This window comes from Microbacterium terrae, from assembly GCF_017831975.1.
GTDB classification, from domain to species: domain Bacteria; phylum Actinomycetota; class Actinomycetes; order Actinomycetales; family Microbacteriaceae; genus Microbacterium; species Microbacterium terrae.
In genome coordinates this window covers 2,205,595-2,221,530 of record NZ_JAFDSS010000001.1, presented here as the reverse complement: position 1 = coordinate 2,221,530, position 15,936 = coordinate 2,205,595, and the positions used below count along the sequence as shown (strand labels likewise).

Genomic DNA, 15,936 nt, shown 5'->3' with positions numbered 1-15,936 from the left:
ACCTGGCGCCGCGCGGGGCGGTCAGTCCGCCTGACGCAGCTCGCGCAGCACGAGCGCGGTGCGGATCGCCGCATCCGCCGCCTCGAAGCCCTTGTCCTCCTGCGAGCCCGGCAGTCCGGCGCGGGCGATGCCCTGCGCCTCGTCGTCGAGCGTCAGCACGCCGAACCCGACCGGCTTGCCGGTGTCGAGCGCGACGCGGGTGAGGCCGTCGGTCGCGGCCGACGAGACGAACTCGAAGTGCGGCGTTCCGCCGCGGATGATGACGCCGAGCGCGACCGCCGCGTCGGCGCCCGCCTCGAGCGCCGCCTTCGCGACCACCGGCAGCTCGAACGAGCCCGGCACGCGCACCAGGCGCCACGAGGCGCCAGCCTCATCGAGGGCGCGCGCGGCGCCCGCGATCATGCCGTCGGTGATCACTTCGTGCCAGGTGCCCGCGATCACGACGATCTCGAGGCCCGACGCATCCGTTCCGCCGACGATCGGCGCTCCCTTGCCGCTCAACGTTCTGCTCCTTCGTGCATCTGTGCGACGGCGTCGGCGAAGTCCGCGTCGTCGATGATGTGGCCCATGCGATCCCGCTTGGTGGCCAGGTACTGGTGGTTGTTGGGTCCGACGCCGACGAGCAGGGGCACCTGCTCGACGATCTCGAGGCCGAGCTCGCGCAGCTGGGTGACCTTGTCGGAGTTGTTGGTGAGCAGGCGCACGCGCTCGACACCCAGGTCGCTGAGGATGCCCGCGGCAGCCGCGTAGTCGCGGGCGTCGGCGGGGAGGCCCAGGGCGAGGTTCGCGTCGACGGTGTCGAGCCCGCGCTCCTGCAGGGAGTACGCGCGCAGCTTGTTGATGAGGCCGATGCCGCGCCCCTCGTGGCCGCGCATGTAGATGACGATGCCGCCGTCCTGCTCGATCGCGTCGAGCGCCGCGTCGAGCTGAGGGCCGCACTCGCACTTGAGCGAGCCGAAGGCCTCGCCGGTGAGGCACTCCGAGTGCACCCGCACGAGGGGTGCGTCGGAGAGCTCGCCCGAGACGACCGCGATGTGGTCGGTGCCGGTGACGCGGTCCTTGTACGCGAGGAAGCGGAACTCGCCGTGCGAGGTGGGCACATGCGACTCGGCGCGCAGGCTCACCCGGCGCCGGTGCTGTGCGTGGGAGCCGACCTCGACCGGGTCGGTCTCGTTGAGGTGCGCGATGAGCTGCTCGATCGTGATCACCGGCACGTCGTACTCCGCGCCCATCTCGAGCAGACCGGTCAGGCGCATCATGCTGCCGTCCTCCGCGACCACCTCGCCGATCACACCCACCGGAGCGAGCCCGGCGAGCTGCATCAGCTCGACGGCGGCCTCGGTGTGTCCGGCGCGCTCGCGCACTCCGCCGTCGACGGCGCGCAGCGGCAGCACGTGGCCGGGGCGGATCACCGAGGTGGGGGTCGAGGTCGGGTCGGCGAGCACGTTGAGGGTGCGGGCGCGGTCGGCCGCGCTGATGCCGGTGGTGACGCCTTCGGCGGCGTCGACGCTCACGGTGTAGGCGGTGCCGCGGGCATCCTCGTTCGTCTCGACCATGGGGGCGAGGTCGAGACGGTCCGCCCAGTCGGCGGGCATCGGCGCGCAGAGGAATCCGCTCGTCCAGCGGACGGTCCATGCGATCCACTCGGGGGTGGCAAGCTCGGCCGACAGGATGACGTCGCCCTCGTTCTCGCGGTTCTCATCGTCGGCGACGATGACCGGGCGGCCGGCGCGCAGGGCGTCGAGCGCGGCGGAGATGGGGGAAAGGCTCATCGCGAGCCTCCTTCGCTCGGGACGGCGACCGCCGTCGGTGTGAAAGCCAGCAGGCGCTGCACGTGGCGCGCCAGGATGTCGGTCTCGAGGTTCACGCGATCGCCCACGGCGCGCGCACCCAGGGTGGTCGCCTCGAGGGTCTCGGGGATGAGCGAGACCTCGAACCACGGCGCGGCGTCGTCGGCGTCGCTCACCGCGCTCACCGTGAGCGAGACGCCGTCGACGGCGATGGAGCCCTTGTCGACGACGAGGGGGGCGAGGTGCGGGGGGACCGAGATGCGCAGCACCCGCCACTGGGCCCCGGGGCGCACCTCGACGACTGATCCGGTGCCGTCGATGTGCCCCTGCACGATGTGCCCGCCGAGGCGTCCGTGTGCGGTCATCGCCCGCTCGATGTTGACCGGGGTGCCGGCGGCGAAGGTCCCGAGGGTCGACATCGCGAGGGTCTGGGCCATCACGTCGGCGGTGAAGCCCGCGGCATCCTGCTCGACGACCGTGAGGCACACGCCGCTCACCGAGATCGAGTCGCCGTGCCCGGCGTCGGACACCGCCTGCGGTGCGCGCACGCTCAGTCGCACGCCGTCGCCCGACTCGGTGACGGCGATGACCTCGCCGAGCTCTTCCACGATTCCGGTGAACATCACTTCTCTCCTTCGTCTGCGCGGTCGTCGGCGCGCTCGTCTGCGGGTCGCGGCTGCGAGATGATCAGCAGGTCGTCGCCGAGGGGCTCGACCGACACCGTGCGCAGGCGGATCTGCCCGGTGATCGACGACACCCCGAGCGAGCGCAGTGCGGGGTGATCGGCGCCGTCGGCGCCCGAGCCGATGAGCGTCGGGGCGACATAGGTGAGCAGCTCGTCGGCGAGGCCCGCGCGCAGGAACGCGCTCGCGACGGTCGGCCCACCCTCGATGAACACCCGCTGCACACCGAGGGTGCGCAGCTCCGTCAGCAGCGACGACGCGCGGTCGTCTCCGGCGTGCTCCCCGAACAGGTTCGCGCCGTCGCGGTGGAGCACGGGCAGCGGGTGGCGATGCACCGCGGCGTCGTCGGGGATGCCGCGGGCGCCGAGCACGACGGGGCGCGGCTGGTGGTCGTAGAGGCTGCCGTCGGGATGCCGCGCGGTGAGCGCGGGGTCGTCGGCGAGCAGCGTGCCGGTGCCGACCACGATGGCGTCAGCGCCGGCACGGCGGCGATGGACATCGGCACGTGCGGCCGGGCCGGTGATCCACTGGCTGGTGCCGTCGGATGCCGCGGCGCGGCCGTCGAGACTCTGCGCCCACTTGACCGTCACGTGCGGGCGTCCGAGGCGCTGCACGGTGAGCCACGACTCGAGCAGGGCGTGCGCGTCGCCCTCGAGCACTCCGGCGACGACCTCGACGCCGGCTGCGGTCAGGCGCTCGGCGCCCCCCGAGGAGGCCGCGCCGGGGTCGTCGACCGCGTACAGCACGCGGGCGACCCCGGCGTCGATGAGCGCCTGGGCGCACGGACCGGTGCGCCCGTGATGGTTGCACGGCTCGAGGGTGACCACGGCGGTCGCGCCCCGGGCCTGCCCGGGGGCGAGCTTCGAGAGGGCGTCGACCTCGGCATGGGGGGTGCCGGCGCCGTGGTGCCAGCCTTCGGCGAGCACCTCGCCTGCCGGACTCAGCAGCACGGCTCCGACCTGCGGGTTCACACCGCGCGGGCCGCGGACGGCGATCTCCAGGGCGCGGCGCATCGCGCCGATCTCGGCCTGGTCCACCGTCATGTCCGCTCGTCTCGTGAATCGAGGCTCCAGGACAACGGGAAGCAGCGGCGCCGTCGGCGCCGCTCGTGCTGCCTCCCATCCGGACTAGCGACGAGCATCCTCTCGGACCTCTGTCGCATCACCGTCGGTACCGGAATTCCACCGGATCAGCCGGGGCGGCACCTTGTCGGATGCTGATGCCTCGGCTCGCGGACTGTCACCGCCGGTTCGGATTCTCACCGACCCCGGAGCACGTGTTGATGCTCTCGAGTCTAGATCAACGCCCGTGCAGCGGTTTCATTCCGCGTCGCCAGATGACTGCAGGGCTCGGGCTGTGGCGTCGTCGACGACGAGGTCGGTCACGAGGCCGGCAGCCAGGGCGCCGCGCAGGCTCGCCAGCTTCGAGACCCCCGACACGATGCACACCCGCCGGGGGACACGGCGCAGCACCTCGAACGCCGGACCGGTCGCGCGGTCGTTCAGCGCGATCCCCGTGCTCGACCCGTCGGCGCGGTAGAACACGGTGGCGACGTCGCCCACGACGCGTTCGCGGGCGAGCGCCTCCAGGTCTCGCGCTTCGAGATAGCCGCCGGTGTAGACGTGGCTCGGCACCGTCGAGGCGGCGGCGCCGGTGCTGAACACGACGATGTCCATCGTCTCCTGCAGGGCGAGGATGCGCCGGGTGCTGCGCTCGCGCCACATCGCGCTGCGGGTGCGCGGGTCGTCGAAGAACGCCGGCACCGGGAACTGCTGCGCGCTCCCGCCGAACGCGGCGGCGAAGCGGCGCAGGATCTCGCTGGCGTAGAGGAGGCCGGTGGTGTGGGTGTTGCCCGAGCCGTTCAGCTGCACGAAGGCCGTGCCGCGCACCGGCTTGGGTACGAGGCGGCGGCTGACCGCCGCAGTGGTCGAGCCCCAGGCGACCCCCACCGTCATGTCGGTCTGCACCAGGTCGTGCAGCAGATGCGCCGCAGCAGCCGCGACGCGGTCGAGGCTCTCGACCTCGGTCGCGTCGTCGGTCACGGGCACGACGTGGGCGGTGACGCCGAATCGCTCCGCGATGTCGTCCTCGAGACGCCTCGGGGCGTCGAAGGGGGAGCGGACGCGGATGTCGACGATGCCGGTGGCGCGGGCATGCGCGAGCAGTCGCGAGACGGTCGAGCGGGACGTGCGCAACTCGCGGGCGATCGCCTCCATCGTGCGCTCCTGCACGTAGTACAGGTGCGCTGCGGTGAGCGCCCGCTGCGCGGTCTGCGGGTCGGACGGATCATCGGCCATTCCGCCATCTTGCACGTTTGTGCATATGGCATGCAACAACGTCCAGGGCTGACAGGATGGGACGCACGAACGACAGGGGGACCCGATGGACGGGGCACGAACGAGCCGCAGCTTCGAGGCGCTGGCCGCACGACCGCATGCCGACGTGCTGATCATCGGCGGCGGCATCAACGGACTCGCGACCTTCCGCGACCTTGCGCTCCAGGGCGTCGACGTCGCCCTCGTCGAACGCGACGACTTCGTCAGCGGAGCGTCGGCGTCGTCGTCTCACATGATCCACGGCGGCATCCGCTACCTCGAGAACGGCGAGTTCCGCCTCGTGCACGAAGCGGTCACCGAGCGCAACGGGCTGCTCGAGATCGCCCCGCACTACGTCCGGCCGCTGCAGACGACGATCCCCATCTTCTCCACGTTCTCGGGGGTGCTCTCTGCGCCGATGCGATTCCTGCGGCACGGCTCGGGCGTGCACCGCGAGCGCGGGGCCGCGCTCATCAAGATCGGGCTCGTGATCTACGACTCGTTCTCGCGCGGCGGCGGACGCGTGCAGCGGCACACATTCCGCGGGCGCAAGCGCTCGCTCGCCGCCATTCCCGAGCTGAACCCCGACGTGAAGTACACCGCCACCTACTGGGACGCGTCGCTCCACGACCCCGAGCGGCTGGCGCTCGACGTCGTCCGAGACGGCCGCGCAGCCGGCGCAGACCGTGCCCGCGCGGCGAACTACACCGCCGCGGTGGGTGTCGAGGACGGATGCGTCGTGATCGAGGATGCCGTCACCGGCGCACGCACGCCGTTCCGGGCATCCGTCGTCATCAACGCGTCGGGCCCGTGGACCGACCTGACCGGCGCAGCCCTCGGGCACCCGACCCGCTACATGGGCGGCACGAAGGGCTCGCACATCGTGCTCGACCACCCCGAGCTCCTCGCGGCGACGGGCGGTCGAGAGCTCTTCTTCGAGAACGCCGACGGCCGCATCGTGCTCATCTACCCGCTGAAAGGGCGCGTGCTCGTCGGCACGACCGACCTCGAGCACGACATCGCGGACGCCGCGGTGTGCACCGAAGCCGAGGTGGACTACTTCATCGACCTGATCGGGCAGGTGCTTCCGCGCATCGAGGTGCGGCGCGAGCAGATCGTCTACCGGTTCTCGGGCGTGCGCCCGCTGCCGGGGCACGGCGACGTGGCCCCCGGGTTCGTCTCACGCGACTACCGCATCGAGAACGCACCTCTTCCGGGCGGCGACGCCACGGTGCTCACCCTCGTCGGCGGCAAGTGGACCACGTTCCGCGCATCTGCCGAGCATCTCGCCGACCGCGCGCTCGACCTGCTGTCGCTGCCGCGGCGTCGCTCGACGAAGGGCATGCCGATCGGCGGCGGGCTCGGCTACCCGACGACGGAGCGTGCACGGCAGCAGTGGCTCACCGCCCACGGCGCCGACCTGCCGGCGGCGCGCGTGGCGACCCTTCTCGACCGCTACGGCACCGTGGCGTCGTCGGTCATCGACGCCCTGTCAGACGATGGCGACGACCACGCCCTCGAGCACGCACCCGGTTACAGCTCGGGTGAGATGCGCCATCTCGCCGTGAGCGAAGACGTGGTGCACCTCGACGACCTGCTGATGCGGCGCACCAGCCTGGCCTTCATCGGCGGTGCGACGCGCGACGCGGTGATCGAGATCGCCGATGCCGTGGCTCCGGTGCTCGGGTGGGACGCGAAGCAGGCCGGCGCCGAGGTCGATCGCGCACTCGACGCCGTGCACGCCGCCGACCCGACCTGGGCGCCGAGCGACCGCACGGTAGCCTGACCGACGGGCCGTCCCGACACGGGACGGCGGGAGCGGGCGATGCCGCCCGCGAGAGAGGAGCCCGCGTGGCCGACCACGTTCTGGCGATCGATCAGGGCACGACCTCGACCCGGGCGATCGTCTTCGATGCGACCGGCGCGGTGAAGGCCGTCTCGCAGCGCGAGCACGAGCAGATCTTCCCGCGTGCCGGGTGGGTCGAGCATGATCCGGTCGAGATCTGGACCAGCGCCGAGTGGGTGATCGCCTCCTGCCTCGGGCGTGCCGGGGTGCAGGCATCCGACATCGCCGCCGTCGGCGTGACGAACCAGCGCGAGACGGCGATCGTGTGGGATCGCCGCACCGGCCGCCCCGTGCACAACGCCATCGTCTGGCAGGACACGCGCACTCAGCCGCGCCTCGACGAGATGGCGGCGGGCGACGACGCGGGCACGTTCCGCTTCGCCGAGGCGACCGGGCTTCCGCTGGCGACCTACTTCTCTGCGTCGAAGGTGGCCTGGATCCTCGACAACGTTCCCGGCGCTCGCGCGGCGGCGGAGGCGGGCGACCTGCTCTTCGGCACCCCTGACACCTGGGTGGTGTGGAACCTCACGGGCGGCGCGCGCGGCGGCATCCACGTCACCGACGTGACGAACGCGTCGCGCACCCTGCTGATGGACCTCGTCACCCTCGACTGGTCCGACGACCTCCTCGAGGTGTGGGGGATCCCGCGGTCGATGATGCCGGCGATCCGCTCGTCGTCCGAGGTGGTCGGGGTCTCGCAGATCCCCGAGGTCCTGCACGGAGTGAAGGTCGCCGGGATCCTGGGCGACCAGCAGGCGGCGGCCTTCGGACAGGCGGCGTTCGACGCGGGGGAGTCGAAGAACACCTACGGCACCGGCAACTTCCTCCTGGTGAACACCGGCACCGAGATCGTGCGCTCGGGGGCAGGGCTCATCACCACCGTCGCCTACCGGCGCGAGGGCGAGCCGGCGCGCTACGCGCTCGAGGGTTCGATCGCCGTCACCGGGTCGCTCGTGCAGTGGCTGCGCGACAACCTCGGCATCATCCAGCGCTCCGAAGACGTCGAGACCCTCGCCGCCACCGTCGACGACAACGGCGGCGCCTACTTCGTTCCCGCGTTCTCCGGGCTGTTCGCCCCCTACTGGCGCCCCGACGCGCGCGGAGCGCTCGTCGGCCTCACCCGCTACGTGAACAAGGCGCACATCGCCCGTGCCGCGCTCGAATCGACGGCCTTCCAGACCCGCGACGTCATCGACGCCGTCGTCGCCGACACCGGGCGCTCGCTCGACGAGCTGCGCGTCGACGGCGGGATGACCCGCGACGACCTGCTGATGCAGTTCCAGGCCGACATCCTCGGCATCCCGGTGATCCGCCCGAAGGTGATCGAGACGACGGCGCTCGGCGCGGCGTATGCGGCCGGCCTCGCGACCGGGGTGTGGCGCGACCTCGACGAGCTGCGCGCGCACTGGCAGGAGGACGTGCGCTTCGAGCCCGTCATGGGCGACGACGAGCGCGCCCGCCGGTACCGCATGTGGCGAAAGGCGGTGTCGAAGTCGCTCGACTGGGTCGACGACGACGCGCGCGAGCTCATGGGCACCACCGGGTCGTGACACCGGCCGTGGGCGCGTCCACCGTGGGTGCGTCGGCGGGCCGGGCTACTTGAGGAGACGCGACAGCCGGCGGTCGGCGAGGATCTTGCCGCCGGTCTGACACGTCGGACAGTACTCCAGCGAGTTGTCGGCGAAGAAGACGCTGCGCACCACGTCGCCGCAGACCGGGCATGCCCCGCCGCGGCGGGCATGCACCTGCATGCCGCGGCGCTTGGCGTCTTTGAGCTCGGCCGGGGGCTTGCCCGATGCCTGGGCGACAGCATCCGTCAACGTCGTCGTCATCGCCGCGAAGAGGCGGTCGACGTCGTCGTCGCCGAGGCTCGACGCGAGCGCGTAGGGCGACATCTTGGCGGCGTGGAGGATCTCGTCGGAGTAGGCGTTGCCGACCCCGGCGATGATCGACTGGTCGCGCAGCACCCCCTTGATCTGGGTGCGACGCCCGCCGAGGAGCGCGGCGAGCGAATCGCGGGTGAACGACGGATCGAGGGGATCGGGCCCGAGCCGGGCGATGCCCGGCACATCGGCGGGATCGCGCACCACGTACACCGCGAGGGACTTCTTGGTGCCGGCTTCGGTGAGGTCGAACCCCGACCCGTCGGCGAGCGCCACCCGCAGCGCGATCGGGGTCTTGCCGGGCTTGATCAGGGTGGGCGCGAGCTGTTCGGTGAAGCGCAGCCAGCCCGCCTTGGCCAGGTGGAAGACCAGGTGGGGGCCGGTGGTGGCGAGGTCGATGAACTTGCCGTGGCGCGACGCGCCCGTGATCACGGCATCCTTCAGCGATTCGATCGGGGGATCGTAGGTCTTCAGCGCGGCGATGTTCGCGACCATCGTGCGCGTGATGCCCACCCCCGTGACCCGCTCGCCGAGGAAGTCGACGAGCCCCTGCACCTCCGGCATCTCGGGCATGCGCTCATCCTGCCACGGGGCGCCGACGTCTGGGCGGTCGGGATCTGGGCGGTCGGGATCTGGGTGGACGAGCGCGTGGCGCGGTCAGCCGCTGACCGGCCAGGTCTGCGGGGCGCGGTCGTCGGTGCGGAGCAGCCCGGCGATCCAGCCGTCGTCGCGGCCGCGGGGGCTCACGAGCGCCTGACGCAGCGTGCCCTCGTAGCGGAAGCCCAGGCGCTGCGCGATCCGCGCCGAGGTCTCGTTGCCGACGACCGCCCGCCATTCGAACCGCTCGAGATCGAGTGCGTCGGGCGAGAACCCCCACTCGAGAACGGTCGCGGCGGCCTCGGTGAGCAGTCCGCGCCCGCGCGCACCCGGCGCCAGCCAGTACCCGAGCTCGCCCTGCCGGGAGCCGATGCGGTAGATGCCGATGGTGCCGACGAGCGGCCCGTTCTCGTGGATGCCCCATGTGAGGTGAACCCCGGCGCTCCAGTCCTTCGGGATCTGCGCGACGAAGTTCTCGGCATGCTCGCGCTCGTACGGCGCCGGCACCGGCGTGTAGCGCTGGATGTCGGCATCCTGGCACGCCTCGTACATCGCGTCGACGTCGTCAGGCGTCGGGATCGACAGGACCAGGCGCTTCGTCCGCAGGGTGACCGGTTGCACGGCGCCAGCCTATGGCTCCCGGCGCCGGTCTGTGTCCCGTCTCCCTCATCGTGCAGGATCCCACCTCGCGCGGGCCCTCGCCTCTCCCCGTGCCGGCGTTCGATCGGCCACGGTCAAGCGTTCCGCAGGCGACCCCTCCTGCAGCCCCTCCGTGCCCAATGCAGGATGGTTGCGGTCGTCTCGTGCGGCCAGCCCGGAATTCTGCGGTTCTTCGACGGCCTTCATCCACCAGTCCTGAGTTAGGTCCACGTCGGCTGCTCCACATCGCGTAGCGGGCTGCGGTAGTGCACAGATGTGATGCACGGTCGTCGGGCGTCGAGCTACCCACGGCATCTTTGTCGGTCATGTGGGAGTGCCATCAGACGAGAGCAGACCTCCTCGCGTCGGGGATGACACGCCGCGGCATCGCGGATGCTGTCCGTGACGGGTTGGTCCTGCGAGCGCGACGCGATCGGTATCTGCCCCCGGATGCTCCTGAGATCGTTGTCCGCGCGGTTCGCGTCGGCGGACGCCTCACCTGTCTGTCGCTCCTCGAGCTGCTCGGTGTGTTCGTGCTGACCAATGTGCGTCTCCACGTGCAACTGGCTCCGACTGCCGGTCGCATGCGCTCGCCGCGCGATCGGCGGAAGCGATTGCAGCCCAAGCGCTCCGGCAGCACGCGCCTTCATTGGATGTCTCTCGGCGATGATCCGGGTGCGAGCACGTGCGTCGACATCGTCGTGGCGCTCGCGCACGCGGTGCTCTGTCAGAACGCAAGGGCGGCAGTCGCGTCGATCGACAGCGCGCTCAATCTCGGACTCATCACGCTCGACCAGATCGGGAGCGTGTTCGATCTGCTGCCGGCGAAGTATCGAGTGCTGGTGCCGCTCATCGACGGTCGAGCGCAGGCGGGCTCAGAGACGATCGTGCGACTCATGGTGCGGAGTCTCGGGCACGCCTGCGAGCTGCAGGTCCACTTCGATGGGGTGGGGTTCGTCGACATGGTCGTCGACGGGTGGCTCGTTATCGAGTGCGACAGCAAGAAGTTCCACTCCGAGTGGGCGCAGCAGATGAAGGACTATCGGCGGGACCTGGCGCTGGCGAAGCAGGGCTGTGTCGTGCTGCGCCTCGTGGCCGAAGACATCCTCTATCGCCCTGAGGACGTGCTTGCTGCTCTCCGAGGAGTGCTGTCGCGTCGGCGCGGCTGAGTCGTCCGCGTCGCGGAGCCTCCGAGGCCGGAGCGCAGATGCCCCGTCGCTCTGCCCAGCGGGCCGGATACGGAGAGACGCAGCGTTGACGTACTCGGATCGACCGCAAGACGCAGTCTCGTCCGGTTTCAGGCCCGGCCGTTCCGGGTGCGCGTCGAACCATGCACAACCACGGCCGCTGAGTTCTGCGTGCCTAATGCAGGTCGAATCGCAGCCGCGGGACTGCCAGAGGGCGGATCGGCTTATCCATCCTGCATTAGGCACACGAGCGAACGATTGCGCGGGGCGTAGTAGTCAGAGGGAGCGGGAGCGGGAGGCGGGAGGCGGGAGGCGGGAGAGGGAGGCGGGGGCGGGAGCGGGAGGCGGGGGCGGGAGCGGGGCGGGAGGCGGGAGGGCGCCGTCGGCGCGCGCCGCCGCCCCGGGCCCGACGGTCAGGCGCGGCGCAGGAGACCGACGCGGTCGTAGACGTCGGAGAGCGTGGCTTCTGCGACCTCGGCGGCGCGGTCGGCGTTCGCGGCGAGCACGCGGTCGAGCTCGGCCGGGTCGGAGAGCAGTTCGAGGGCGCGCTCGCGCACGGGCCCGAACTCGTTCACGACGACCTCGGCGAGGCCCTTCTTGAAGTCGCCGTAGCCGCGGCCGGCGTACTCGTCCTCGATCGCGGGGATCTGCCGGCCGGTGAGAGCGGCGTAGATCACGAGCAGGTTGGAGACTCCGGGCTTGTTCTCACGGTCGTAGCGGACCGTGCCGTCCGAGTCGGTCACCGCGCGCATGATCTTCTTCGCCGACTTCGCCGGGTCGTCGAGGAGCCAGAGCACCCCGGCATCCGTCTCGGCCGACTTCGACATCTTCGCGGTGGGCACCTGCAGGTCGTAGATGCGGGCGGTCTCCTGCTGGATGACCGGCATCGGCACGCGGAACGTCTCGCCGAAGCGCGAGTTGAACCGCTCCGCCAGGTCGCGGGTGAGCTCGACGTGCTGCTTCTGGTCGTCGCCGACCGGCACGATGTCGGTCTGGTAGAGCAGGATGTCGGCAGCCATGAGCACGGGGTAGGTGAACAGGCCCACCGACGTCGACTCCGCGCCGTAGCGCGACGACTTGTCTTTGAACTGAGTCATGCGCCCCGCCTCGCCGAAGCCGGTGATGGTCGAGAGGATCCATGCGAGCTCGGCGTGAGCCGGAACGTGCGACTGCACGTACAGCGTCGACTTCGACGGCTCGATGCCGGCGGCGATGTACTGCGCGGCAGTGCGGCGGGTCTTCTCGCGCAGGTGCTCCGGGTCCTGTGCGACGGTGATCGCGTGCAGGTCGACGACGGAGAAGAACGCCTCGTACGCCTGCTGCAGATCGCGCCACTGCATGAGCGCCCCGATGTAGTTGCCGATCTGGAGGGAGTCGGCGGAAGGCTGCATTCCGGAGTACAGGCGGGGTCTGGTCACCCGATCGATTCTAGAGGTGACGGATGCCGCGCCCGCCCGGTCTCGTCGCGACAGCCGCCACGACGGTCGATGACCGAGTCAGTCGCCGATCGTGTAGTCGGCGATCACGGGGGCGTGGTCGCTCCACCGGGTGTCCCACGAGGGGGCCCGCAGCACGGAGTAGTCGGTCACGCGCGCGGCCAGCGCGGGCGAGGCGAGGTGGTAGTCGATGCGCCAGCCGGTGTCGTTGTCGAACGCGCGCCCGCGCATCGACCACCAGGTGTACGGCCCGTCGACGTCGCCGTGGAAGCGGCGGCCGATGTCGACCCACCCGAGTCCGGGGCCCGACGAGCCGTCGACGCCCACGACATCGGTGCCCGCATCGCCGAAGTAGCGGTCGAAGTACGCCCGCTCGCGCGGGAGGAATCCGGACTTCTTGACGTTGCCCTTCCAATTGCGGATGTCGAGCTCGCGGTGCCCGACGTTGAGGTCGCCCATCACCAGCGCCAGCGCCCCGTCGGCGGCGAGCACCGGGAGGCGCGCCTCGAGCGCGTCGAGGAACGCCCACTTGGCATCCTGGCGCGGCGTCGCCGCTTCGCCGGTGTGCACGTACGCGCTCACGACAGTGACCCGTTCGCCGTCGACCTCGAAGTCGGCTTCGATCCAGCGCCCCGCCCACTCGGTGCGGTCGACGTCGTCGCCCGGCTCGGGCCCGATCACGCGGCGCACCGCGGTGGCAGGCGTCCGGCTCGCGATAGCGACGCCGGCGCGGCCCTTGGCGAGGGCTTCGTCGTTGACGATCTCCCACCCGGGCAGCGCGATCCGCAGCTCGTCGAGCGTCGCTCGCACCTCCTGCAAGGCCATGATGTCGACGTCGGCATGATCGAGCCACTCGATCATGCCCTTGCGGACGGCGGCGCGGATGCCGTTGACGTTGACAGAGGCGATGCGGATGCTGCGAGACACGACGGCCAGCCTAGTTGCGACCGCCGACACGGAGCGTGTGACCGCCGACACCGGAGCGCCCGGCCGCGGACACCGGAGCGCCCGGCCGCGGACACCGGAGCGTGCGACCGCCGACACCGGAGCGTGCGACTGCCGACACCGGAGCGCCCGGCCGCCGCGGCGCCGACCGCCGCCGCCGCCTCACTCGAACAGCGACGAGCCCTTCGGCCGGTCGGGGGGCGTCGCGGCCTCGACCTCGGAGAGCTCCGCCGCCGCCTCGCGCACCGCGCGTGCGGCCATCCACTGCCGGTGCCACGGCGCACTGGTCGCCGCCTCCTGCGCGGTGCGCAGTCGCACCTGGGCGGCGACGAGCAGCGCCGCGTGCTCGGCGGCCAGTCGCTCGGCTTCGGTCTGCGGCAGGAGCGGGATGTCCTCGTCGTCGGCGCTGACCGCCACCCACGCGGCGGCGACGAGCATGATGATGCCGATGATGCGGAACCACAGCAGCAGCCCCACGAAGATGGCGAAGGTCGCGAGGAGGGCGTTGGTCGGCGTGTAGACGAACAGCCAGCCGGTGAACAGCTGCAGCACGGTGATCGCCGCACCGCCGAGCACCGCGCCCGGCACGATGCGTCGCCAGGGGAGCTTCGTGCCGGTCAGGAAGCGGATGAGCCCGCCGAGCGCAGCCGAGAAGATCGCCAGCGAGATCACGATGGTGCCCACCCGGGTCGCGCCGACGTACCAGCCTGAGGCGTCGTTCCAGCCGAACAGGCCGAAGATGAAGTGGAGGGCCCACGTGCCGATCGAGGTTGCGGCGAAACCCAGCACGAGGGCGAGGGCGAAGAAGATCGCGCCGAGGAAGTCGCGGGCCTTCAGGTACACGTAGCTGCGCAGGTCGGGCGGCAGGCCGAAGATGTCGCGCACCGCGCGGCGCGCGAACGTCACGAACCCGATGGCGGTCCAGATGAGCGTCCCGAGCGCGATCGCACCCGTGATCCCGAGCACCCCCGCGCTCGAGGTCGCGATCTCGGTGACCTGGTCGGGCGTGAACAGCCCGCCTTCGGCGGCGATGAGGCCCGGGATGTAGCTGTTGATCAGGTTGATGAGCCCGGTGATCGCCTCCTCGCTGCCGCCGAGCCACAGCCCGGCGATCGCGAAGGCCACGTAGATCGCGGCGAACGTGGCGAACAGCGCCTGGTAGCTCACCCCGGCAGCGAGGAGGAAGCCGTTGCGCTGCAGGAACCGCCGCCACACGCGCACGGGGAACCAGGCGAGCGTCTTCTGGGTGAGGCGCGTGGCGCGGCTGATCGGCTCGTCGAAGCGTTCGCGCAGCGATTCCTGGGTGGCCTCCCACCGGGCGCGCAGCGACTCCTCTTCGCGCTGGGCGGCGTCGGCCGACACGCGGGCGTCTCGGTGGTCGGTGCGGCTCACGGAGCCAGACTAGCGAGCCTCGGATGCCGCCTTCGCCGACGACGCGACGGTGACGCGGAACCGCGGCACCACGAACAGCACCGCCAGCAGCGCGACGGCCGGCAGGAGGAACGCGGGGCCGATGCCCGGACCGTCGGCGAGGACCCCCACCACGACCGCGCCGAGGATGGCGCCGGCGTAGTTGAAGAGGTTGACGCGTGCGATCACCTGGTCGCTGCGCGCCGGCTCGAGGTCGCCGGAGGCGCCGAAGGTGACCGGCACCAGCACGCCCGTCGCGATGCCGGCGAGGGCGAACCCGACGACGGCGGCGGCCGGAGCGGGGAGGAGTGCGACCACGGCGCATCCGACTGCCGAGATCACCGCCGCGATCGCGACCAGCCGCGCGCGCCCGAGCGCGACCTGCAGGCGGTCGGTCGCGAGCCGGGTCAGCAGCACCGCCGCCTGGTAGGCGGCGTAGCCGAGCGGTGCGACCCACGCGAGCGCGCCGAGGTCGTCGTGGAGGTACACCGTGCTCCACGTGCTCACCGCCGAGTCCGCCACGAACACGGCGAGGATCACGAACCCGAAGGCCCAGATGCCGGCGCGGGGGAGCGGTCCGCGCGGCGATGCCTCCACTGTCGGGTCGACGAGCGGATCGCGTGCGAAGAGACGGATGCCGACGCCGGCGACGCCGAGCGCGATCACCCCGGCCGTTGCCAGCGCGATCCCCGCGGCCGTGGCGGTCAGCGTGACTGCCGACACGAGGAGCGCCCCGGCGATGGCCGCGGCGGTGAGTGCGGCGAAGAACCCGCCCAGGAGCGGCTTGCCCCACAGGCGCTGCACGGCGACGCCCTGCATCGCGACCGCGGCGTCGACGCAGCCGAGGCCGACGCCGAACAGCGCGAAGGCCGCGATGAAGAGCGCGAACGGTGTCGGCAGCGCGATGAGGGGAAGGGCGATGCCCTGCAGCGCCAGACCTGCGACGAGTGCGACCCGGCTGCCGAAGCGCACCGCCAGCGTGTTCGCGAGGACGGAGCCCGCCGCGGCGGCGATCGCGACGCCGAGCACGATGATCGTGACGATCGTGTCGTCGACGCCCTGGCGCTCCTTGAGCGCCGGCAGCGACGTCACGATGACGGCGTAGCCGAGTCCCTGCGCGGCGTAGGCCGCGGTCACCGCAGCGCGGACGCGGGGGATGGAGCCGGGTGCGGTGGGCGCGTCGTCGCGCAGGGGTCGTGTCATCC

Annotated in this window: 14 protein-coding genes and 1 riboswitch; of the genes, 3 read left to right on the top strand and 11 right to left on the bottom strand. The window is 71.4% G+C overall.

Annotation, left to right across the window (positions count from 1 at the left end):
- Positions 1–21: 21 nt before the first annotated feature.
- The 5 genes from ribH to JOD63_RS10220 form a co-directional block, all read right to left on the bottom strand.
- Entirely contained in the window at positions 22–501 is a 480-nt protein-coding gene (gene ribH, locus JOD63_RS10240) for a 6,7-dimethyl-8-ribityllumazine synthase (RefSeq protein ID WP_045275810.1), read from the bottom strand.
- On the bottom strand, positions 498–1,772 hold the full coding sequence (locus tag JOD63_RS10235; protein WP_045275809.1) for a bifunctional 3,4-dihydroxy-2-butanone-4-phosphate synthase/GTP cyclohydrolase II: 1,275 nt from the start codon (positions 1,770–1,772) through the stop codon (positions 498–500). The genes ribH and JOD63_RS10235 overlap by 4 nt, the downstream gene beginning before the upstream one ends.
- Positions 1,769–2,413 (bottom strand): riboflavin synthase, encoded by a 645-nt coding sequence (locus JOD63_RS10230; RefSeq protein WP_045275808.1) that lies wholly within the window; start codon positions 2,411–2,413, stop codon positions 1,769–1,771. Before JOD63_RS10230 ends, JOD63_RS10235 begins: the two co-directional genes overlap by 4 nt.
- The gene (ribD, locus tag JOD63_RS10225) at positions 2,413–3,516 is read right to left on the bottom strand and encodes a bifunctional diaminohydroxyphosphoribosylaminopyrimidine deaminase/5-amino-6-(5-phosphoribosylamino)uracil reductase RibD (protein ID WP_045275807.1); all 1,104 of its coding nucleotides are present in this window, start codon (positions 3,514–3,516) and stop codon (positions 2,413–2,415) included. The genes JOD63_RS10230 and ribD overlap by 1 nt, the downstream gene beginning before the upstream one ends.
- 62 nt (positions 3,517–3,578) lie before the next feature.
- Positions 3,579–3,752: riboswitch (FMN riboswitch) on the bottom strand.
- 40 nt (positions 3,753–3,792) lie between these two features.
- The gene (locus JOD63_RS10220) at positions 3,793–4,770 is read right to left on the bottom strand and encodes a sugar-binding transcriptional regulator (protein ID WP_045275806.1); all 978 of its coding nucleotides are present in this window, start codon (positions 4,768–4,770) and stop codon (positions 3,793–3,795) included.
- 85 nt (positions 4,771–4,855) lie between these two features.
- On the opposite strand from JOD63_RS10220, the gene JOD63_RS10215 reads away from it, so the two are divergent.
- Together JOD63_RS10215 and glpK are read left to right on the top strand one after the other, a co-directional pair.
- Positions 4,856–6,574 carry a glycerol-3-phosphate dehydrogenase/oxidase gene (locus tag JOD63_RS10215; RefSeq protein ID WP_045275805.1) on the top strand — a complete coding sequence of 573 codons (1,719 nt, stop codon included), beginning with the start codon at positions 4,856–4,858 and terminating at the stop codon, positions 6,572–6,574.
- Positions 6,575–6,639: 65 nt separating this feature from the next.
- Entirely contained in the window at positions 6,640–8,184 is a 1,545-nt protein-coding gene (gene glpK, locus JOD63_RS10210) for a glycerol kinase GlpK (protein WP_045275804.1), read from the top strand.
- A 45-nt stretch (positions 8,185–8,229) separates the two neighbouring features.
- Here glpK and JOD63_RS10205 read toward each other — a convergent pair whose 3' ends face one another.
- Positions 8,230–9,090, bottom strand: a complete 861-nt coding sequence (locus tag JOD63_RS10205) for an Fpg/Nei family DNA glycosylase (RefSeq protein WP_045275803.1) — start codon at positions 9,088–9,090, stop codon at positions 8,230–8,232.
- Between the two features lie 84 nt (positions 9,091–9,174).
- On the bottom strand, positions 9,175–9,735 hold the full coding sequence (locus JOD63_RS10200; RefSeq protein ID WP_045275802.1) for a GNAT family N-acetyltransferase: 561 nt from the start codon (positions 9,733–9,735) through the stop codon (positions 9,175–9,177).
- 671 nt (positions 9,736–10,406) lie between these two features.
- Between JOD63_RS10200 and JOD63_RS17805 the strand changes: the two genes are divergently transcribed.
- Positions 10,407–10,922 carry an endonuclease domain-containing protein gene (locus JOD63_RS17805; RefSeq protein ID WP_245243897.1) on the top strand — a complete coding sequence of 172 codons (516 nt, stop codon included), beginning with the start codon at positions 10,407–10,409 and terminating at the stop codon, positions 10,920–10,922.
- A 431-nt stretch (positions 10,923–11,353) separates the two neighbouring features.
- On the opposite strand, the gene trpS is transcribed toward JOD63_RS17805, so the two are convergent.
- From trpS to JOD63_RS10175, 4 genes are all read right to left on the bottom strand, one after another.
- Complete coding sequence (gene trpS / locus JOD63_RS10190) at positions 11,354–12,358, bottom strand: tryptophan--tRNA ligase (protein ID WP_084613302.1); 1,005 nt, start codon at positions 12,356–12,358, stop codon at positions 11,354–11,356.
- A gap of 78 nt (positions 12,359–12,436) precedes the next feature.
- Positions 12,437–13,303 carry an exodeoxyribonuclease III gene (locus tag JOD63_RS10185; RefSeq protein ID WP_157003909.1) on the bottom strand — a complete coding sequence of 289 codons (867 nt, stop codon included), beginning with the start codon at positions 13,301–13,303 and terminating at the stop codon, positions 12,437–12,439.
- Positions 13,304–13,483: 180 nt separating this feature from the next.
- Positions 13,484–14,713, bottom strand: coding sequence for a YihY/virulence factor BrkB family protein (locus JOD63_RS10180; protein WP_245617919.1), 1,230 nt, complete (start codon positions 14,711–14,713; stop codon positions 13,484–13,486).
- Positions 14,714–14,722: 9 nt separating this feature from the next.
- Complete coding sequence (locus JOD63_RS10175) at positions 14,723–15,934, bottom strand: MFS transporter (protein WP_045274174.1); 1,212 nt, start codon at positions 15,932–15,934, stop codon at positions 14,723–14,725.
- Between the last annotated feature and the right edge of the window lie 2 nt (positions 15,935–15,936).